This is a genomic window from Alteromonas sp. 38, from assembly GCF_902506055.1.
GTDB lineage: Bacteria > Pseudomonadota > Gammaproteobacteria > Enterobacterales > Alteromonadaceae > Alteromonas > Alteromonas lipotrueae.
Window position 1 is genome coordinate 1,924,573 of sequence record NZ_LR733300.1, and the last position, 20,631, is coordinate 1,945,203.

17 protein-coding genes and 5 tRNA genes are annotated in these 20,631 nt (G+C 41.8%); 4 read left to right on the forward strand and 18 right to left on the reverse strand.

All coding sequences use genetic code 11. The features are described from left to right. The first annotated feature begins 5 nt into the window (after positions 1-5). Entirely contained in the window at positions 6-683 is a 678-nt protein-coding gene (locus FLAVO9R_RS08230; protein WP_159530372.1) for a hypothetical protein, read from the forward strand. 1 nt (position 684) lies between these two features. After that, complete coding sequence (locus FLAVO9R_RS08235) at positions 685-1,635, forward strand: DUF2589 domain-containing protein (RefSeq protein ID WP_159530374.1); 951 nt, start codon at positions 685-687, stop codon at positions 1,633-1,635. Positions 1,636-2,033: 398 nt separating this feature from the next. Here the strand turns inward: FLAVO9R_RS08235 and FLAVO9R_RS08240 are convergent. The 12 genes from FLAVO9R_RS08240 to FLAVO9R_RS08295 form a co-directional block, all read right to left on the reverse strand. Next, a tRNA-Leu gene (locus FLAVO9R_RS08240) sits at positions 2,034-2,120 on the reverse strand. Positions 2,121-2,182: 62 nt separating this feature from the next. Further along, positions 2,183-2,256, reverse strand: a tRNA-Cys gene (locus tag FLAVO9R_RS08245). A gap of 14 nt (positions 2,257-2,270) precedes the next feature. Next, a tRNA-Gly gene (locus tag FLAVO9R_RS08250) sits at positions 2,271-2,346 on the reverse strand. A gap of 151 nt (positions 2,347-2,497) precedes the next feature. Then, on the reverse strand, positions 2,498-3,076 hold the full coding sequence (gene pgsA, locus FLAVO9R_RS08255; RefSeq protein WP_159530376.1) for a CDP-diacylglycerol--glycerol-3-phosphate 3-phosphatidyltransferase: 579 nt from the start codon (positions 3,074-3,076) through the stop codon (positions 2,498-2,500). Positions 3,077-3,190: 114 nt separating this feature from the next. Then, positions 3,191-5,008 carry an excinuclease ABC subunit UvrC gene (gene uvrC, locus FLAVO9R_RS08260; RefSeq protein WP_159530378.1) on the reverse strand — a complete coding sequence of 606 codons (1,818 nt, stop codon included), beginning with the start codon at positions 5,006-5,008 and terminating at the stop codon, positions 3,191-3,193. A 6-nt stretch (positions 5,009-5,014) separates the two neighbouring features. Next, a complete protein-coding gene (gene uvrY / locus FLAVO9R_RS08265; protein WP_159530380.1) occupies positions 5,015-5,659 on the reverse strand; it encodes a UvrY/SirA/GacA family response regulator transcription factor in 645 nt (214 codons plus the stop codon). A 205-nt stretch (positions 5,660-5,864) separates the two neighbouring features. Continuing rightward, the gene (locus FLAVO9R_RS08270; RefSeq protein WP_159530382.1) at positions 5,865-6,590 is read right to left on the reverse strand and encodes a pirin family protein; all 726 of its coding nucleotides are present in this window, start codon (positions 6,588-6,590) and stop codon (positions 5,865-5,867) included. A gap of 348 nt (positions 6,591-6,938) precedes the next feature. Beyond that, positions 6,939-8,321: an aminotransferase class I/II-fold pyridoxal phosphate-dependent enzyme gene (locus FLAVO9R_RS08275; RefSeq protein ID WP_159530384.1), complete on the reverse strand. Its 1,383-nt coding sequence runs from the start codon at positions 8,319-8,321 to the stop codon at positions 6,939-6,941. 51 nt (positions 8,322-8,372) lie between these two features. Continuing rightward, positions 8,373-10,472: a 5-histidylcysteine sulfoxide synthase gene (gene ovoA, locus FLAVO9R_RS08280; RefSeq protein WP_159530386.1), complete on the reverse strand. Its 2,100-nt coding sequence runs from the start codon at positions 10,470-10,472 to the stop codon at positions 8,373-8,375. Positions 10,473-11,118: 646 nt separating this feature from the next. Next, positions 11,119-11,210: transfer RNA gene (locus FLAVO9R_RS08285), tRNA-Ser, on the reverse strand. A gap of 141 nt (positions 11,211-11,351) precedes the next feature. Beyond that, on the reverse strand, positions 11,352-12,188 hold the full coding sequence (locus tag FLAVO9R_RS08290) for a DODA-type extradiol aromatic ring-opening family dioxygenase (protein ID WP_159530388.1): 837 nt from the start codon (positions 12,186-12,188) through the stop codon (positions 11,352-11,354). Between the two features lie 113 nt (positions 12,189-12,301). Beyond that, positions 12,302-12,751, reverse strand: coding sequence for a DoxX family protein (locus tag FLAVO9R_RS08295; protein ID WP_159530390.1), 450 nt, complete (start codon positions 12,749-12,751; stop codon positions 12,302-12,304). A gap of 192 nt (positions 12,752-12,943) precedes the next feature. Between FLAVO9R_RS08295 and FLAVO9R_RS08300 the strand changes: the two genes are divergently transcribed. Continuing rightward, positions 12,944-13,876 carry a LysR family transcriptional regulator gene (locus FLAVO9R_RS08300; protein WP_159534502.1) on the forward strand — a complete coding sequence of 311 codons (933 nt, stop codon included), beginning with the start codon at positions 12,944-12,946 and terminating at the stop codon, positions 13,874-13,876. A 56-nt stretch (positions 13,877-13,932) separates the two neighbouring features. Here FLAVO9R_RS08300 and FLAVO9R_RS08305 read toward each other — a convergent pair whose 3' ends face one another. The 3 genes from FLAVO9R_RS08305 to FLAVO9R_RS08315 all read right to left on the reverse strand — a co-directional run bounded on the left by FLAVO9R_RS08305 (position 13,933) and on the right by FLAVO9R_RS08315 (position 16,406). Then, positions 13,933-15,399 (reverse strand): DUF3360 family protein, encoded by a 1,467-nt coding sequence (locus FLAVO9R_RS08305; RefSeq protein ID WP_159530392.1) that lies wholly within the window; start codon positions 15,397-15,399, stop codon positions 13,933-13,935. 331 nt (positions 15,400-15,730) lie between these two features. Beyond that, positions 15,731-15,822: transfer RNA gene (locus FLAVO9R_RS08310), tRNA-Ser, on the reverse strand. A gap of 203 nt (positions 15,823-16,025) precedes the next feature. Then, complete coding sequence (locus FLAVO9R_RS08315; RefSeq protein ID WP_159530394.1) at positions 16,026-16,406, reverse strand: hypothetical protein; 381 nt, start codon at positions 16,404-16,406, stop codon at positions 16,026-16,028. A gap of 453 nt (positions 16,407-16,859) precedes the next feature. Here FLAVO9R_RS08315 and FLAVO9R_RS08320 point away from each other — a divergent pair, with 453 nt between their 5' ends. Next, positions 16,860-17,531: a hypothetical protein gene (locus tag FLAVO9R_RS08320; RefSeq protein WP_159530396.1), complete on the forward strand. Its 672-nt coding sequence runs from the start codon at positions 16,860-16,862 to the stop codon at positions 17,529-17,531. Between the two features lie 5 nt (positions 17,532-17,536). Here the strand turns inward: FLAVO9R_RS08320 and FLAVO9R_RS08325 are convergent, their stop codons facing one another. The 3 genes from FLAVO9R_RS08325 to FLAVO9R_RS08335 form a co-directional block, all read right to left on the reverse strand. Then, entirely contained in the window at positions 17,537-18,568 is a 1,032-nt protein-coding gene (locus FLAVO9R_RS08325; protein ID WP_159530398.1) for an alpha/beta hydrolase, read from the reverse strand. A gap of 113 nt (positions 18,569-18,681) precedes the next feature. Further along, the gene (locus FLAVO9R_RS08330) at positions 18,682-19,752 is read right to left on the reverse strand and encodes a sensor histidine kinase (RefSeq protein WP_159530400.1); all 1,071 of its coding nucleotides are present in this window, start codon (positions 19,750-19,752) and stop codon (positions 18,682-18,684) included. 148 nt (positions 19,753-19,900) lie between these two features. After that, the gene (locus tag FLAVO9R_RS08335) at positions 19,901-20,590 is read right to left on the reverse strand and encodes a response regulator transcription factor (RefSeq protein WP_159530402.1); all 690 of its coding nucleotides are present in this window, start codon (positions 20,588-20,590) and stop codon (positions 19,901-19,903) included. Positions 20,591-20,631 lie beyond the last annotated feature (41 nt).

Genomic DNA, 20,631 nt, shown 5'->3' on the forward strand with positions numbered 1-20,631 from the left:
CAATTATGTCGGACATTTTGGAGTCAGTTCTATCGTCTATATTGATAGATATGATCAACGCCCAAAACCAAGCTAATATTCGTTCGGCAGATATTGCCGAAAGCTATGTTGGATTGAATCGTAAACATGAACTACTACAGTACTTTGATGTACCCACAGCGAATATAAAATCTTTTGACTTCGAGCTCAAATTTGCGCTTGAACAAACAGACGCAGTCATTGGTGAAGGTATGAGCAAAGCACTGAGTGACTTAATTCATTCTGAGTTACAGGCGTTTATTCAATCGTCATTACAACATCACCAACTTCCAAATGAAGACGCCGATGCATTAAAAGCATTCATTTCATCAATTTGGAAGCGTGATAAGACAGTCCCCCCTACTTCTTTAAAATTTCAAAGTAACAAAAAGTTAATTGACGATATTCAACAGTTTATTAAGTCGCTAAAACAATTAGTTCATGATTTTGGCGAGTCGAAACCGCTAATAGAAGAAAATGAATCTAATTCAGGTCTTAAAGCGTTGCTTACTATCAATGACCTTAATTCGTATAACAATGACATTCTCTGCTCTATTAACGTGAAAGCAGAAGTCGTCGGTATGAAAGCAGGATATGCAGATAAAAAAGGAGCTGAGGGCGCTGACGAAAATTTAAAACGAAAAATATTCTTAGCAGGAACCTAGTATGAATAATTCTACCGAAAAGACGGTTATGTCGAATCTTTTCACTTTTGAGAAATTAGTTGAATTTCCATTAACATCGATTATTGAGTCGAGTGCAAACGGAAACAATACAACGCTAAATTTCTTGAATGAATATTGTTTCACAAACAAAAATGGAAAACGCGAAGCGGTTAAATTTATCTTTTACTACGATTATGTAAAAGGTGGAGCAGCTCAAACTATGAGGGTTGAAATACCCATCATATCCTTGATCACGATGCCGTATTACACCATTAACTCAGCCCAATTCGAAATGGGTATTAACATTCTAAGTTGGGTCGATGTATCGAGCGAGACTTGGGAGCAAACGGATGAAGGTACAAGCGATAAAAAATTGTTAGCTATGTTAGGTCCATATGAATCTTCGTCACCTAAAGGACCCCCTCGGTCTGCTGAAACAGCGCAGTACAGTAAAGTTAATACAAACATGAAGGTGAAAATGGACGTCGTTTCGTCAGATTTGCCGTCAGGAATATTACAACTACTGAATGTTTCTAGCCAAGGCGTCGAAGGACATGTTGCTTATGACTTAAAAATCAGCCCGAACACTTCCAGGCTACTAATGGATAAGGAGGCAGTACAACTGACGTTAACATTAATGAAAAATAACGATGAGTTTAATGACAGCTTAGCTGAAAGTGATGACATTGATTTAGTGCCACTAACGGTAACGTTAATTCCAAATGATAAAGTGGAATTAGAAAAAGCTTTCGGCAAGTATATCACCGTTGACAGCGGAGACATCGTTGGAAGTAGTTCTATAGAACAAGTGCAAGTTCTCACAAACACGAGTGGAGAAATAAAAGTTACGTTTCACCCTACCCTAAACGAAGCAGCGAACGGATTTATAAATGTATCGAGCCCTTTAACATCTACTATTAAAATTTACTTTAGGATAATAAATCATGATTAATACTCAAAATACAGCACCCGGCATACCCTGTCCCACAGAATCCTGTGACCATAAAATAAAGGTTTCATTGCAAGACCTACTTTTTCAGAAAGTAGTAAAATGCCCCCACTGCCTAGTGGAGCTAACGATGAATAGGGAAGCGTCTAAAGAAACGATATCTGCCATGGCAGAGCTACACAATGCGTTGGAAAATGCTGAATCGGCCAAAACATTTACGGGTAATTCAGTACGCTACCCTTAGATTAAATGAGTCATTTTCGGGTTTTTCTGAAAACACTATTTTAGACGCAAGAACCGTGCATTAATGTCAGTGTGTAATAATTTGTCGAGTTAGGTAATACCGAAAAATGATTTAGAGACAAAGCTGAAAATTCTTTGGGATTAAACTCTTAAAGAAATGGTGCCCGGGGCCGGACTTGAACCGGCACGTCATTACTGACGAGGGATTTTAAATCCCTTGTGTCTACCAATTTCACCACCCGGGCATCGGGGTAACCTTTCGGTTGGGGTGTCAGGCGTAGAAACCTGTTATCGCATTAAAGCATTATGGAGGCGGAACCCGGAGTCGAACCGAGATCCACGGATTTGCAATCCGCTGCATAGCCATTCTGCCATTCCGCCGTAATACTAGACTTTGGAGCGGGAAACGAGATTCGAACTCGCGACCCCGACCTTGGCAAGGTCGTGCTCTACCAACTGAGCTATTCCCGCATTTAAAGTCTTACATTTCGTTTCGTTGTTGCCGTCTCGAAATGTGCGGTGAATTCTACCTGTAACGCTGAAAGTGTCAATACGAAAAACAAGGAAATATGCATTTTTGTGATCGTTTGCTACATTTTTATTCACATTGCTCAATAGACGATCAAATCTTATCTTTTAAGCCCGCACTTAGGTGTGGCCATGCAGCACGTGAGTAAATAATCATTGACCAAATTGACAGCACTGCGGCGATATAAAGTAAAATATGTCCTAGGGTTACCCAATAAAGTGGAATGCCCATAAACGATTCAAGGCCAGATAATAATCCAATAATGGCTAACATTTGCGCAGTCGTTTTTGCTTTGCCAATAAATGATACTTTTACCGCTTCCCTCACACCATTTTGTCCCATCCACTCTCTAAGCGCTGAAACGTAAATTTCTCGCACTAGTAGTGCAATGGCTGGAATGGTTATCCATAAACTAGCATAGCTGTGAGTAATCATTAGCAGTGCCGCCCCAACAATGAGCTTATCGGCAACAGGATCTAGGAAAGCACCAAAAGGTGTAGATTGTTCAAGTTTTCGGGCTAGGTAACCATCGAACCAATCGGTAATAGCTGCAAGCCAAAAAATAAATGCACCGGCTTCGTGGGCCCAACGCCAATCAAGAAAATAAACACCAACAAACACAGGAATAAGGATCACTCTGAATAGAGTAATTAAATTTGGAACCGTCCACATAAATACATCTCAAAATTTTCGCCTATTATAGGCAGGTTTAGCGCAGCTTTTTTTAAGCCTTCAATTTTTAACAGATTACCGCAATTTACGTATTAATGCGCGTATTGGATGAGATTAAAGATGAAGATGATCGTATATGGTGTCAGCTAACTCTTTGCTAATACCTGGTACGCTAGCAATTTCATCCTTACTGGCCTTTTTAAGCCCTTGCAGCCCACCCATATATTTCAACAGTGTTTGGCGACGTTTAGCCCCTACTCCAGGTATGGTTTCTAAACTTGATGTGGTTTTAACCTTTTGACGGCGGTTTCTGTGCCCAGTAATTGCAAAGCGGTGAGATTCATCTCTAATATGCTGAATAAGATGCAATGCGGGTGAGTGGCTGTCCATAGGCACGGTGTCGTGGCTATCGGCCAATATAATAGTTTCTAAACCCGGTTTGCGGGTTGTGCCTTTCGCTACACCCAATAACATTGGCTTTTTATCATGAGGCCAATCTTTAAAGAAAGATTCAGCCTGAGACAACTGCCCTTTACCGCCATCGATAAGCAGCAAATCAGGGATCTTTTGTACTTCTTTAACTGATTTATACCGTCGCTTGAGGGCTTGAGCCATGGCGGCGTAATCATCACCAGGCGTAATGCCTTCAATGTTATAGCGGCGGTAATCGCTTTTAAGTGGGCCTTCACGATTAAACACCACGCAAGATGCTACGGTTTGTTCGCCTGAGGTGTGGCTTATGTCGAAACATTCCATACGCTGCAATGGCGCCTCTAATTCAAGCGCTGTTTCTAAATCGAGATAACGGGCAAATACAGACTTTTGTTCGCCGTACTGGGCCTCTAGTGCGGTTTCAGCATTGGCTTGTGCCAATTCTAGGTAGCGACGTTTCTCTTCACGTGCACCTTTAAAGAAATTCACACGGTATCCGGCTTCACTGCTAAGCAAATCGGCAATCGCTTGCTCATCAGACAGCGCACTAGCAAATACCATTTGCTTAGGAATAAGTTTGTTACCCGCTAAATAAAACTGCAAAAAAAAGGATTCAAATATTTCTTGTTCATCAGCCGTGTTCGGCACCTTTGGAAAAAACGCTTTGCTGCCTAAAAGTTGGCTGTCACGAATAAACATCACCTGAATACACGCCATATTGCCTTTCACCGCAAAGCCAAATATGTCCATTTCATCTTGGGTACCGGCTACCCATTGGCGCTCTTGTACTTTGCGAAGTGTATTAATTTGGTCGCGATAACGCGCGGCAGCTTCAAAGTTTAGCGCTTCGCTGGCTTTTTCCATTTTATCGACCAAGGTACCAATGACTTGTTGGTTTTTACCTTTTAGGAATAGCCTAGCAAGGTCTATTTGCTCGTTATATTCTTCGTCGCTTACATAACCTTCAACACAAGGCGCACTGCAACGCTGCATTTGGTACTGCAAACAAGGGCGACTTCTTGCGCGATAGTAACTGTCTTCACACTGGCGTACAGGAAAAATACGCTGCATAGAACGCAAACTTTCACGAACGGCACCCGCACTAGGATAAGGGCCAAAATATTCGCCCTTTTTCTTTTGCGGGCCACGGTGAAACGATAAACGTGGGTGCTGGTGGTCAGATAGGAATATAAAAGGGTAGGATTTATCGTCACGCATGACCACGTTGTAACGTGGCTTGTACTTCTTGATGAAGTTATTTTCTAGCAAAAACGCTTCTGTTTCACTATTTACAACGGTGACATCCATATTGGCAATTTGCATTACCAATGAGCGTGTTTTTGCGTTATCGACATTCATCCGAAAATAGCTAGAAACACGCTTTTTAAGGTTTTTTGCTTTACCTACATAAATGACGTCTTCCTGGGCGTTATACATTCTGTATACGCCCGGTTGAGAAGTTAAATTTTTGAGAAACGCTGCGGAATCAAATGCAGACATGCTGGGCTAAAGCAAATTCGAATCGATGAGTTTGTGGCGAAGCGCTAAGTGGGTTAATTCCACATCAGTGGTTACGCCTAACTTTTCAAACATACGATAACGGTATGTATTGACAGTTTTCGCGTTAATGCTTAACTCATTGGCAATGTCAGGTACGCGTTTGCCCTTGGTGAGGCGAAGCGCAATACTTAACTCTCTATCTGATAAATCATTAAACGGGTTGTCTGAATTCGGGGAAAGCTTATCGATGGCGATACTGTTCGCTACTTCACTATCGATATACTTTTGCCCAGCAACGACTTTATGAATGGCTCGAATAACTTCTTCAGGTTCAGCATCTTTCGTTAAGAAACCAAACGCGCCAGCATTCATAACCTGCATCGGAATGGGGCTTTCTTTGTGCATAGACAAACAAATCACGCGAGTGTTCTCAGACATTCGCACAATGCGTTTAGTTGCTTCTAGCCCGCCAATACCGGGCATATTTACGTCCATGAGTACCACATCTGGGGCATTTTTTCGACATAACTGTACGGCATCTTCGCCATTTTTAGCTTCAGCTATGATTGAAAAATCTACGACATCTTCCAGAATTCGGCGGATCCCTCTTCTGACCAAATCATGGTCATCTGCTAGGATAATTTTTATCACAAGTATCTCACTGACTACGGTTTACTTTCGAACAAAAAAGATCCGTAACCGTGGTGGTTTCCACCAGTTACTTACCAATCATGCGTCTATATCATACCACGACTACCGACTAGGTAAACTTTTCAGTGTCAATTTGTAGTAAGTAAATGTGTAAAAACAATCGTTAACAGGACAAGCTGGTCAATAAAGATACTGCACCGACTCATTAACCAATAGGAGGCAAATCAAACCAAAGCGCAAGCACATCATCATTGGCTAAAACCACTATCTTCTGCTTCGTACCTAACCCTATCGCATCGCCTTTAGTTAAGGTAGTCATCTTATCTGACTTCACGTCGTTAACTATTAATTCACCTTTCACAATATGCAAATAGCCAGCTCCCAAGGTTGTTGTAGATTCAACCGCTAAGTCGAAAGTTTCGCCTTGGCTAAGAGCCAGTTTACTAATACGTGCTTCTTGATTAATTTTTAATGCGCCGTTTTGCCCCGACTCACTGACAAGCAACTCTAATCCGTTTTTATCACTAACCGACTTCTGTAAATAAGCAGGCTGAACACCCGTTACGTTAGGCTCAATCCAAATTTGAATAAAATTAACTTCCTCGTGATCAGACGCATTCATTTCAGAATGCCTAATGCCCTTTCCTGCACTCATCACTTGAATATCACCAGCAGGAATAACGTAGTCGTTACCTGTGCTGTCTTTGTGTTTTAGCGCACCGCTTACGACAAAAGAAATGATTTCCATGTCTCGGTGTCCATGGGTTTCAAAGCCTCTACCCGCCTGTACGATATCATCGTTAATGACCCTTAGGGCAGAAAACCCCATATGATTGGCGTCATAATACTGGCCAAATGAAAAACTATGTTTGCTGTTTAGCCAACCAAGATTTACGTTGCCTCGTTCGCTACCTTTTCGGATGTATTGCATCTTTAATTCCTTACATCGACTCTTTTGCGCCAAGCACCACTAGAGCGCTTGTTATCGATAATCAATTTTCAATACTCAATATTGTAGTACCTAAACAGCGGGATAAAATTAGCGAATTTAGCACCATTCATTCGTTTTTTGAGAATGAATGGATGTTGGGCTAGGTCTAGGCTAGGTACTAAATTGGCTTTCCCGATGCAGAGCACGATACAGGAGCCCGAGGTGAAAATTAGTCAGATCTAACGGTAGAAATAGGAAGCACCCAACAAAGGGTGAACGAACTGGATTTAGTAAACACAGCATGAGTGACAATTAGCGGAAGACTAGCACTAAGCTAAAGGCTATAACTTAATCGGAAAATAATCTCAGTAACGCCGTTTTTATCGCACTAGGGTGACATGCCAAATTAAGGCGCAAATAACCTGGGGCGTTAAAACTTGACCCATCAACACCAATAACCCCACGCTTGCAGGTTTCAACGAACATGTTTTGTGGAAAGCGTTGATTCAAATTCAACCATAAAAAGTAACCAGCCTCACCCAAAGTAAAAGATGTGGTTGGGCTCAGTACGTTCATAAGCGCTTTGGCGTATTGCCTGTTAAACGCAATAGCCTTCAACACTAACGCCAACCAGTCATCTGCTTTTTCGTAGGCCGCAATCAGTGCAACTTTAGCTACGGGGGATGCCTCAAGATGGCAGCTGTCTATTTCCATTGCAAACTTAGTGCGTAGTTCATCATTTACAATAATGGCATACGATGCAGCGGGTATAGCCGATAAATTAAATGCTTTTGCGGCACTGTTTATTCGTATAATTGTGTCTTGCACAAATGGGATATCTATCGCAAAAGGTTTTATAGCGCTTGGAGCATTATGCTTGGTGTTAGTTTTGGTGTTGCTCGAAGCATTCACAGTAGCATCGGCATCAATAAAACCAAATTCACTGTGCACTTCATCAAGGATAAGGGTGATATTGTGGGTTTCACAAAAACGGGCAATATCAAGTTGGTATGACTCGCTTAACACTGTGCCTGTGGGGTTATTCGGGTGGCAAAGCACAAAGGCAGTACAATCTGCATCTAATAACGCGGTTGTATTTTTTTCTAAACCTGTTTCAACACCGGTTCCCTTATAACTAATATCGTCAATACTCACATCAACGAGGTTTAGGCCTTGCGCCGCCATTCTTTCTCGAAGAGGGCCATAGGTAGGTGAAAGCACCATGACCTTATCGCCTTTTGTGGTGCACACCTTCAACGCAGTATCTACTGCAGCCATCACACTTGCCGTACTCACTACCGAATTGGAAGCAATGACCGCACCTTGTTTAGCGTAACGGGCTGCCACAACATCACCAATATCACATGACTGATACCCATAATGCGAAGACACAAATGCCGATATAGCATGGGCAATGTGCTTAGATGGCGCAGTGTCCATGTCGGCTATCCACATACTTACTGCGTGTTCTGGTGCATGCGGGAAGCGAGTAGAAAGCGACGAAAACTTCAGGCGGTTTCTTGCGTGAGCCTCGCCATAGTCGGCGTTGTCATTGTCATCAGTGTCACCTAAAGACAAGGGTGTATACCAAAGCGATGAAAATTCACTACATTGCTCAGAAAATAAATTGTCGATATCGGCAACCTGTTTTCTCAAAGCAGCGTTTATATCTACGCTGCAGCCCGCTATTTGATCGGCGCCTGCTAAAGCGCTTTGCTTAGCCGCTTTCATTCATTTCCTTTTTGGCAAAGAACACAACGCGTAAACACTGTATACACAATACTATCGCTTCTTAAACACGTTAAATTCAGACAGCGTATGCTGGAATTTACGCTTTGTTTCACGAATAACAAAAGGAATTTCAGTTGGCGCCCCTACTCGCTCGAAATTTTCTTTAAGCGTGGCTTCCAGCGCTTCTGTCGACGTTAACGTTTCACCGTTCTCGTCTTTGAAACCCCCTAACCATTCGCTACGCTCTGTATATTCTTCCAACCACGTAAACGGTGAGGCTATTACCAGTATGCCGCCTGCATTAAGCCTTGCAGTAACATCGTTCAACACTTTCTTAGGGCTGTACACTCTATCAAGCAAGTTACCCATAAAGATCAAATCGTAGCCTGTAAATTGCGGCTTCAAGTTACAGGCGTCACCTTGGGCAAAATGGACTTTATCTGCACATTCCGCTAAGCCCATGTTGCTTAGCTTACGGGCTTTAAACGACGTTAATTCGCCCTCTTCAATAAGGTTATAACGAATTTCACCTCGTTCCTGCATAGCAACAGCGGTTTTAATAAACCGTGCAGAGAAATCGATGCCATCAACCTGGTCAAAATAGGTGGCTAATTCAAACGATGAGCGCCCTACTGCACAGCCTAAGTCTAACGCTTTTCCGCCTTTGTTTTGAGGCATGTGGCTTAAACAAAAATGAGCACTTGCTTTAGCGAAGTTTTCAACATTAAAGTAAGTGTCACCGTAATGGAACTCACTGTATTGTGATACCTGTGTATCGCTTTCGTAATCCAAATCATTTACCTGTATAGGTAGTGCAGCTTCTACATAGCGAAAGCCTGCGTGTTGAAAAAAGTGACGGCGAAACGCATAACGGCTTTGTGCCATAGCCTCGTTCCCCGTAGATATCCAGCTTCCACCTTTAATAAGATTATGCTTGTTGTCAAAGGTAGGCGTGGTGAAATCATCGTACAGCGGGTGCACTTTAAACCCATCAAAGGGGTAAATTGGCGTTTCCGTCCATTGCCATACGTTACCTACTACATCGTAAAAATCACCGGCTTGGTTAACATCTACCGGTTCACTAGACGCGTACTTGTTCAACGCAACATTGTAGCCGCTTGAATAAATATTATCGGTAACGCCCGCGAACTCACGTAAACGTAGCCACTCATCTTCAGTAGGTAGTCGAATTAGCGTGCCGGATTGCTCACTTTTATAATTACAGAAGGCTTTCGCTTCGTGGTAATTCACATCTACAGGCCAACTCAGTGGTAATGGAAATGCTTCCAACATACTGCGATACAAATAACCGCTATCAGCCTTTACCCAAAAAGTCGGGTGAGCTGCTTTTGTGTACTCGCGCCACTTATTGCCTTCCTCTTCCCAGTAATCTGAGCTCTCATATCCGCCTGCTTCTATAAACGTTAAAAACTCACCATTACTCACAGCGAATTGACTGGCTTTGAATTCGGCTACACTAGCTTGATGGTGGCCATATTCGTTATCCCACCCATACAAGGCATCGTTCCATTGTTTGTTACATATAACATCGCCACTTGGCACGTCAATTAATGTATTGATAGGAGCACTAGATGAAACGTTACATCTGGGCCAATTTTTGTTATCGGTCTTAACCTGGCTAATGGGCAGTTGACGAATAAGGACTGAGGACGTTTCTAAATGAATGCGTTCATGTTCAATTCCCATCACCAGCGGCCACATTGGGCTTTCCCAATTGATAGGCATACTAAAATCGAGGGTTTCAATTACCGATAACACGAGATCGCGCACTTGGCGGCGATACTGACGCACTTCATCAACAGACGGCCATACGTAGTTCTCGTCGTTAAGATCATCCCAACTCATTTCGTCTACACCGATAGCAAATAACGACTCGAATCTCGGGTTGATACGCTCAGAAATGATTTTAGCCAAAATAAGCTTATTGATAAAAAAAGTCGCGGTATGGCCAAAATAAAAGATAAGTGGATGGCGAAGCTTTTCAGCACGCTGGAAATAGGCTTCATCGCTTGCTAGGCAAGTAAATAGGCTTTCATAGGTATCAAACGAATCCGTAAAATACGCTTTTATTTCCTGACGTTTTTGCTCAACACTGCCCTGACTCAAATTGAGCGTACTCATAGCCTGCATATCAATCCTCTATATTTATTCTTTTTCGTCAGTGGGTGTAACGAGCTGTCGTTGCGTTTCACTTACACTTTCGTTTTAAGCATTAGCACTGTAATGAGTAATAACCTCTATATCACTTACTATACACCTTAATTGCAATTGGACATTAGAGTGAAGCCCTAATCACACATCTGTGAACTAGTGTCTTTAAACAAGTGTACCTATGTACAATAGCGATAATATAGAAAACTAATGGTTAATCGTTTTTAGCAAAAATTTATGACCAACATGCGACTGTCGCGAGTGCCTTTCTTCTATCTCTCACTCATTTTTACTAACGCCGCTTAGTCGAACATATTAGTTATTATGAATGTAATCATTTTATAAGAGCTTATTACAAATTATAGACAGAGGAAGATCAGAAAAACTTTCAATGAGTTGCAGTACTTTTTCACCGCTATCTTTCGTTTGTTTGTCCGTTTATCATTGCGGCATTGCTACTTAGTGGCTAGAACAACTTCTAGCCTTAATAAAAGTTTTAGAATTGTGAATTTTATTTAATTAAACCTGCCCGAAAATATACGCTGCTTATTCCCGTTTGCTGTGGTGCTAATACACTTTATTTCAGGCATAAAAAAACCCGCAACAATGGCGGGTTTTCAAAACTTGGCGGAGAGGGAGGGATTCGAACCCCCGGAAGGTTTGACCCTTCGCCTGATTTCAAGTCAGGTGCATTAAACCGAGCTCTGCCACCTCTCCAAGTGCTGTGTATCTTAATGATTTAGCTGAAAGTGTAAAGCACTAACTTAAACTTTTATGTTCAACCGATTAATTGATAAACAAAGTGCTTGTATTTTGGTTAATTTGTTTAAGTTAAGTGCATGTCCGTGGATGTTTCGCTTAGTTTTTCCAAACAAACATACTTGCTGGCTTCGTCAGTAACGTTAATGATATTGCTTTGTCTACCGTCCTTTCATTTGCACCGTAACAAACATGAAGAGGGAGTAAATGTTCTTCTCTAGGGTGAGCAAATATTCCGTGGGGTGAACTTTTCCACTCAATGAGTTTTTGACTCCGTTCTAATTCATTCATTGCTTCAAACTTCATTGTTTCTTGTAGCCATTGATTGAATTCTTGTGCTTTTTTATTTGCCGACGCTGAACTATCAAAAAAGCCACGCATGTTATGAAAAGACGAACCCGAGCCCAACAGTAAAACATGCTTGTCGTTACAATTAGCCTGTAAAATGTGTCTCAATGCCCTTCCTAACGCTATATGCTTTGCCGCATCCAAGTCTGATGTTAAGGATACTTGAATACATGGAATGTCTGCTTCTGGGTACATGATAGTGAGAGGAACAAACATCCCATGATCAAACCCGCGATTTTGGTTAGCCGTTGCATCAACTCCCTGTGCTTGCAAACCCGCCACAATAGATGCAGATAAATCGGGGATACCAAGGGCTGGATATTGCAATGTATAAGCCCGCTCAGGAAAGCCGTAGTAATCATAAATCAAGCTTGGTTTGTTACCGGCAGTCACTTGGGTGTTATTTTCCTCCCAATGCGCACTAACCACCACAATGACATCAGGCCTTCGCATATCTCGCGATAAGGTTTTAAGTACCTCAATCATTTCTTTATGGTTTGCGCCCCCTTTGCCGTCTTCATATGTACCGCGTTCTAGAAGTGGCAGCGGTCCACCACCATGTGAAATGTAAGCCGTTGTAATACTCATCAGTGTTTTTCCCGATATAACTGTTAAATCGATGACGCAGACTCATTAAAGCTATAGGCAGCCTTCATTCGTGCCTGTCTTTCACAAAATCAGCCTTTTATAAAGCCACCGTATTAACCAAGTAATTTATTGCTGATAACAGCATCAAATGAAAACTTTCCGGCGCCCTGAATAGACAGTGCAACCGTGGCAGCAAGTAGGGCTAAGGCAAATTCGTAACCGTTGTTGCTCATGAATAATCCGTTACCCGCATGCACACTAAAAATAGCGACTAACATGGTGAACGCACTTAGTGCGGCAGCGGGACGTGTAAGAAACCCAAGTATTAGCGCTATTCCCCCAAAAAACTCTGCACTACCAGCGAGTAATGCCATGATAAGCCCAGGAGCTAACCCTATACTCTCCATCCATTGTCCAGTCCCCTCAAGACCGTATCCGCCAAACCATGCAAATAGCTTTTGCCCACCATGTGCAGCTAAAATAATTCCGAGGGGCACACGTAGCACTAAATTCGCTACACTATTGTTGCTAGAAAATACGGTTGTTAAAAAATGCTTATTCATAGTTACACCTTAATATTTAGTCACGGCAACCACACTGCCGTGCAGAAAGCCTTTAGTTAGTTGTTAGTCCTTTGTCTGTGACGAAGAACTAACTGCATGGGTCTAGAATAGTTGTCAACATAAATTGAATAAAGCGGCATAGTATTGAATAATTAACAACGTTTTGTTGACAATATGGTTGATAATAGAGAAATGGATAGGATCGCACTGCTTAAAACGTTTGTGGTGGTTGCTAATGAAGGCAGTTTTACTCGCGCTGCGGATAGGCTAAACACTTCAAACCAGCTTATAAGTAAATATGTGGCTCAACTTGAAAAGCACTTAGACGTACGTTTATTCAACCGCACTACCCGAAAGATTCACCTGACAGAAGCAGGACAACAGTGTTTACTGCATGCCAATAACATATTGGAAAGTGTTAACGATATGGAGGGACAGCTGGGCCTACTTAACACGCAAGCCAAAGGTGTACTACGCGTAAGTGCCCCTGTATCCTTTTCTACCTTACATCTTTCTTCAGCACTCGCGGCGTTCCAACATGCTCATCCCAGCGTTTCTGTAAACTTACAACTGAATGATCGCAAAGTAGATGTGGTAGATGAAGGTCTGGATGTTGCGATTCGGGCTGGCTATTTAGCTAACTCTGCCCTCGTTGCAAAAAAGATCACCACACTTAACTTAGCCCTTTGTGCAGCACCGGCCTATTTAGAAAAATATGGAACGCCTGCACATCCATCAGAGTTGAATCCAGAGCATTACCTAGAATATTCGTATGTAAATTATGATAGTGACGGGTCTGAGTTAATGAAGGCGCTTAAAACTAATGCGCAAAAAGTAACACCAAAACTTATTGCGAACAATGGAGAGGTACTGACTAATGTGGCAATACACGGTGATGGTTATGTACTACAACCTACTTTTATTACCGGTGACGCGCTCAGACGGGGTGAATTGTTATCAATATTAGAAGACTATGTCCCACAAGCTATTTCGTTATATGCGGTATACCCACACCGTAAACTGGTTTCCAATAAGCTCCGCGTTTTTATCGACTTTTTGTGTGCGTACTTTGAAGATACTCCTTACTGGGACAAGCTCTTAAATGAGCCCATACCAAAAAATTAATACAGGGGCCGCTATAAACACAGCCCCTTCCTTAATATTATAAAAACGTTTTGTACTTACACCCTGAAGGTCTCAATGATGGCAGGCACCCCTGGGAACATACCAATCAGAGCCATAACCGTACATAGCACAATAAAGGTAATGCCCGGTATTAACCACCTACCCGCTTTGCCAAGTTCACCAGCCCGTTCTTTACAACCAACTAACCCTAAGTTATCGAGAAGCATAGTGAACGACCAACCAAACACAGGGTTAACCAGTACTGATGAAATTACCACTAGGGCCGCAGATTGTGTTGTTTTACCTTCTCGTGTCATTTGCATACCGGCTTCCATCAGCGGTAAAAACACACCGACTATGAGTGCAACACATAACACCGGAGGCCAAATAGCAAGGTCCATTGGATAACCCCAAATGGCAGCAACTACACACAATATGCCAGTTACTATCGCTCCGCCTGGAATAGGTCTACGAGCAATTGAAGCTGGTATTATGTAGGTTCCCCACGATGAAGCAATATTCCCCCCACCAAGTAAACTACCTACAGCTTGACGGCTAGATGCTGCAATCATGGTATCGTCGATATTCATGTGCGCTTTCTCACTGTGCTTCGGATAGCTCAGCTTCTGGAAAACCTGATGCCCAAGAAAATCTGGAGACCACATAGACACCGCTAATACAGCAAATGGCAGTACCGCAATAAAATGAGACCAATCAGGTAACCCCAGTTGCCAACCTGTACTTTCACCCCACCAATAGGCTGGGATTAAGTTTGGCATACCCGGTGAGGTAGTAAATTCAAATGGCGCGCCTAGAGCAAAAGCAATAACCGCTGCCATGACTGCACCTAAAGGAATAGCCAACCAACGCTTTTGAATATGCTCCAACCATGCATACATTAAAATGGTGGCAACAATAACCACAAAGGCTAAATAGGCCATGTCGAAACTCTCTGCCCACGCAAACAGCTTTTTAACTTGCCCAGTAATACCAATAAATCCTAAATACAGTAAAAGGCCGCCACAAACCCCATTACTGGTTAGCTTTGCTAGTACACTGCCGCCTTTGGTTATCCCCAACAAAAAGCCAAAAAAGCCAATTAACAGCCCTAACGCCATAGGATGACCGCCCGACGCAACAATCAGTGGTACCAAAGGCAGTAAAGGGCCATGAGTACCCGCTAAGTTCGCTGAAGGGTTGAAAAAACCGGATATCAACACAACAAAAAGCACTGCAGCAATGAGAAGTTCAAACCGGACGTTTTCTACAACGAATTCAGGTGATAACCCTAATGGCGCAGCAAACGCTCCTACAACGGCGGCAACCATTACAATTTTACCTATCGTTGCCGCCATGCCAGGCACACAGTCTTCCCACTCTATACGATAGTCTCTACCTGGTAGGTTGAATCGCCAGCGCTTTGGCGCAATGATTTGTAATTCGTGGTTGAGGTAATCTTCTCTTGATTTAAATGTATTACTTGGCTTGTGAAGTTTTTGATAAGAATCGCTTTCTTGAGACACTTTACACCTTACGATTGCTGGAAGAATCGCAAGGCTATACCTGTTAATAGCCTGTAACAATGCGACTGTGGTCTTACACGTAAACTGATTTCGCATTTATTTTATGTATAAAAAACCCGCAACAATGTGCGGGTTCTCAGAACTTGGCGTAGAGGGAGGGATTCATTCGCGCCGTCCATGGCGCTCACCCTACGGGCAGCCTTCGGCTGTGCAAAATGGCTATCCTGCCATTTTGTCGAAAAACGGGGGGTCTCACCCTCCCTCTCATGTAAGCTTTAACTTTTCTTTTAACCATAAAAAAACCCGCAACAGTGTGCGGGATTTCAAAACTTGGCGGAGAGGGAGGGATTCGAACCCCCGGAAGGTTTGACCCTTCGCCTGATTTCAAGTCAGGTGCATTAAACCGAGCTCTGCCACCTCTCCAAGTGCTGCGTATCTTAATGATATTTTTCTGCGTGTAAAGTGCAAATCTAAATAAAGTGTGCCAAGTGGCGAATAGATAAACAAAATGAAAAGCAAAGGCCTTATTTCGTACAAAATGCACTTGTTTTGCGCCATTTAGCTAATAACCACGCTAAGTGAATCTGCAAAGCTTCACATTTTTGTAGGCAGTTATTTTCAGCACCTTATAAAGGGATTAACCTTGCTTCCACTTCAACTTGTTCAACATGGCAAAGCCCCTCGGCAACTTCAACATCATAAGCATACCAGTACTCATAGCCCTCTTTTTGCACGGTAATGTTATAATAGCCTTGTCGCTCAAGTGCGCCTAACAACATCGCAGTAGAATCGCAATCAGAGGATTCTGGATTGGTTAGCTCTTCCTCGTAGCTTGACTCTTGTAGTATGGCAGTGGCGCCACAAGAAATAGGTGCTTCGGTTACATCATCAATAACGGTTATAGCGATGCCTGGAATAACTTCAGTGGTACAAACAACGCCATCGTCGTTATCTGAATTACACCCTGCCAACAAGATAATGGGTAACATAGCTAAAAAGCGCTTCATAAATTCATCCTTAAACAAGTATTAGGCTTTCGAAAGTATTTTCTGTATGTAAATCAAAGACTGAATACAAAACATACATCGAATAAATGATAAAATCATGTGATTTATTTCAAGCATAAAAAAAACCGCAACAGTGTGCGGGTTTCTAGAACTTGGCACAGAGGGAGGGATTCATTCGCGCCGTCCATGGCGCTCACCCTGCGGCTGTGCAAAATGGCTATCCTGCCATTTTGTCGAACAACGGTGGTTTGACCCCTCGCGCGAATTAAGCTTTCTCCTAAATATTCACTGGCACCAGAAATAGCAATTTTTTCACCTTACATTGACCATACAAGCACTACTATAAAAAGTTCTGATTAAAAAAACTCCTTATATTAAAGGATGTTTTGCTAATATTGCATCGTTGAAAACAACCTCATCAACTGGTGAGGTTTTATTGATGGCAAAAGAAAAATGAGAAAAAAACAATTTCATGGCGCTATCGCTTCTTTTATTTGCGCTACAAGCTTTATTCTTGGCTTGTGCCTCATATTTATCATTGCGCCCGACTTTAATGATGGCCCCGATCAACGCTTGCGTACCCTTAATAACTTTAGTGAATTAATGCAGGTTTGGTATTTCTTAGTTTATGTCGTATTTGGGATAAGCGTTTTAGTGCTTAGCGTTTCATTATTAGAAAATCAAACGCGAGAGCACAGTGTACTTCAGCAAATTACGATGCTAATGAGCTATCTTTGGTCATGTTACATATTCGCCAGCGGACTTATCGCTATTCTATCGATCGAGTTTCTATTTAGTGAAAATTATAAGCTGGGAACGGCTGTAGTTGATTTGTGGCGAGAGATATATGCGATACAAATGGGCTTAGGAGAAGGCTCTGAATGGGTAGGAGCAACCTGGGTCATGTTGATTAATACTTGTTTACTGAAAGAGGAAAGATTAAGTAAAAATCTTGTTCTCTTTGGTTATATTATAAGTTTTTTCGGTTTTTCGACGCTTATACCAAGTCTTAAGGAAATTGGCGCAGTATTTGGGTTATTGCAGATAATTTGGTTCATACTTGTAGGTTCGATGTTGCTGCATGAGAGGCGCGAGTTACAACAACATGTAACCATCGACATTTAACATGTTTAGAAATTAGCTCTAAGCCAGGCAGTCGCTTTCTCAATGGCTTGAGGATTAGATAATATGCTCATGTGATCAGCATGGTTTATTAATTCAACAGAGCCTAAAGCACTATTTTCACGAATAAAACTCGGGTACGCGCTGGCCAAAAACACTTCATCTTCTTGTCCTATAATCGCTATTAATGGCTGAGGTATATTGAGCAATGCTTTATCGGTAGTGTCCGGCCTAATAGGTTGAGCAGACATGATTGAAGAATAACTATAGGCCATCATCTGTGGTGGAAAATTAAAATACATAATAGCTAATGAGTCTAAATGATTAATTCCTATAGTGTTTAACATCAATAGCCCTATCATTCTCGTCGTATTGAATAAAATTGGCGAATTGCCCGCCATATCTCCACTCGCTTTACGCTGTGTAGGACCTTCGCCAAAATTGGGAGCAAACAATAAGTATCCGTCAACGTCTGGTTTATTATCTTTCAACGCGTAACGCATAGTAATACCGCCCCCCATTGAGTGACCACCAATAATAATATGACGATATAGACCTTTTGAGGACACGTTAGTTTTTGACGTTAAGTGCAGAAGAATATCTTCTAAATCATCCTCATATTGACCAATGTAAGCAACATCGAAATTGTCTCCTTGAGAAAATCCGTGTCCCCTCAGGTCGGGTAATAATATTTGAGCCCCTGTTGCCTCATGCAATTGCGTTGCAGTATTAATTAATGTTTGATGTGTGGTTGCTATTCCATGTATAAACACGATAACGCGCTGAGAATCAGGCCCAATCTTACGTACATAGAGTGACTTACCATCTCTTGCGGTTACTGTCATATGTTGCCCATTAATATTCAATGGTCCATTATGATTTGAATTATTTACATCATGGTGAATCAGGCTGAACGGAAACTTAGTTGGCCAAAATATCAAGCTAAAACTGATGGTCAAATAACTAAGTAAGATACAGCTAAAAATAATGCTACTTTTTACAATTTTTTTCGACAGTGTTGATGTGTTGTTTACCGTCATGACTGCTCCTATTTGAATGAATGTTGATTACGCAAAGAGGCCTAGATCAAAATATTCATTAGGAGTTTAAGTAGAAATAGGTGAAGCAAAGGTAAAACTTTAAACCGAAAGGGCTAAGTAATGGTTGATATAGTGACTCTGTAGATACGGTTTTCTTGCTCAATCATGACGCTCCACCCCATTTCTTCAACGATACGTTTCACAAGGTATTGTCCGTGCCCTAAACCTTGATAATAGGGGCGTTCTTGTGTGGCTTCCAGTGAATTTTCAAAAATGAGTTCGTGCCCAGAAGAACGGATTGTCATAGCTTTACCATTTCCATGGTAAACCCCGTTGTTTACAAGATTTTGGCAGAGCAAACCCAACAATAGCTCATTACCAATGGCCCGCATTGTAGGACAAACTGTAATGAGAGCATCAAAAGGAAAGTCGGGGTATAGATGATAAACCTTCAGTACAGTTTTCTCGATAATCGGTAAAACGCTAAATTCTGTAAACTCCAAATTTTCTTGCCTGGCTAGTGCCAAAAGTATTTCAACGGTCTGTTCAAGTTCATTGGCAGATTGTTTTAATAGATTGTGCTCAGCGTGGCTACCCACCTTTGCATTATTAAGTGTTAATGTATTTTTAATTAAAGTAATGGGAGTACGTAACTCATGACTAACGTCGCGAGTAAAATTTCGTTCCCGTTCCAATAATATTTGAATTTCGTCATAAGACTCTGCAAGCGCTTTGGCAAGTTTTCCAATTTCATCTGATCTATCTAAACCAAACATAGATGCTACAGCGACATTTCTTTCAGATTTAAAGTCAGCATTACTGCCTCTTTTTTCAACACTTTTGGTCAATTGCTCTATAGGGCGCGACAGCCATTTAGACAGGTACCAGGCGCTCAATAAACATAGAATAAATGCACTTCCAGAAATACTATAAAGAAACAAAGATTTATATTGGCTTAGATGTTGATTCGCAGAAAAAGAATTTATGTTCATCAGTAGCAGTTGGGGGCTTTGCTCAATCACAAATATTCTGAAAACAAACTGTTGATTGTCTTTTGTTTCAAAACTCCCGCTACGCGCATTGCCAACTGCTGTAATTATCTCATTGGGAACCGACTCCATATTGGTATATAAAACGGAGTTTAGTATTGTCGGTATTAATAACGGGTTGGTGATTGCTGTCAAGCGATGCTCCTCTTGTGCGAGCACAGATTGATAGGCGTTAGCTTCGGCGATTTCTATTAATATAGTTGAGAAGCGTATAAAAAAAATACAGATGACTAATGATAAACAAGTAAAAGCAACCATTAGTCTATTTTGTAAGCTTGTAAACCTAATCATCTATACCCTTTAACTGATAGCCAATATTGCTGATTGTGTGGAGGATAGGTTTTCCCGTTACTTGTTCAGTTGCTTTTCTTAGTGCATAAATGTGTGATTTCAGCGCATTGCTTTCAGGGGGTTCATCACCCCAAACGTGCTCAATCAATTCTGAGCGGCTGACAGGGTAAGGCATTTCACTCAATAGCTTATGTAATAGCTTAAAACCCACCTTTGTTACTTTTATATTTTCACTACTCCATACCACCTCAAACGACCTAGTGTCCAGAGATAACGCCCCATGGGAGACAACGGTATTTTGATGCAACTCAGACCTTCTTGACATCGCCTCGCATCGCAAAACCAGCTCTCTTAAATCAAAAGGCTTAGTAAGATAATCATCAGCGCCTTTACCAAAGCCTTTGACCTTATCCTCAAAAGCATCCCTAGCAGTAAGCATCAATATTGGTATGTTGGCGTTAGCGTGACGCTTAACTTCTTCACATACTCGTAAGCCGTCAATATCAGGTAAATTTAAGTCTAAAATAACAACGTCAAACGTATGCTCTAATGCTAGTTTTACTCCTAACTTACCGGTTGACGCATAATCTACGTCCCACTCGTGTCCTTGAAGAAAAGTGATAATTTGATTTGCTATTGCTTGGTTGTCTTCAACAAGAAGCACGCGTAATTTGCGCTTCATACAACTCTCCCTTTGCATAAAAACTGTGGCAAAGCTGATTA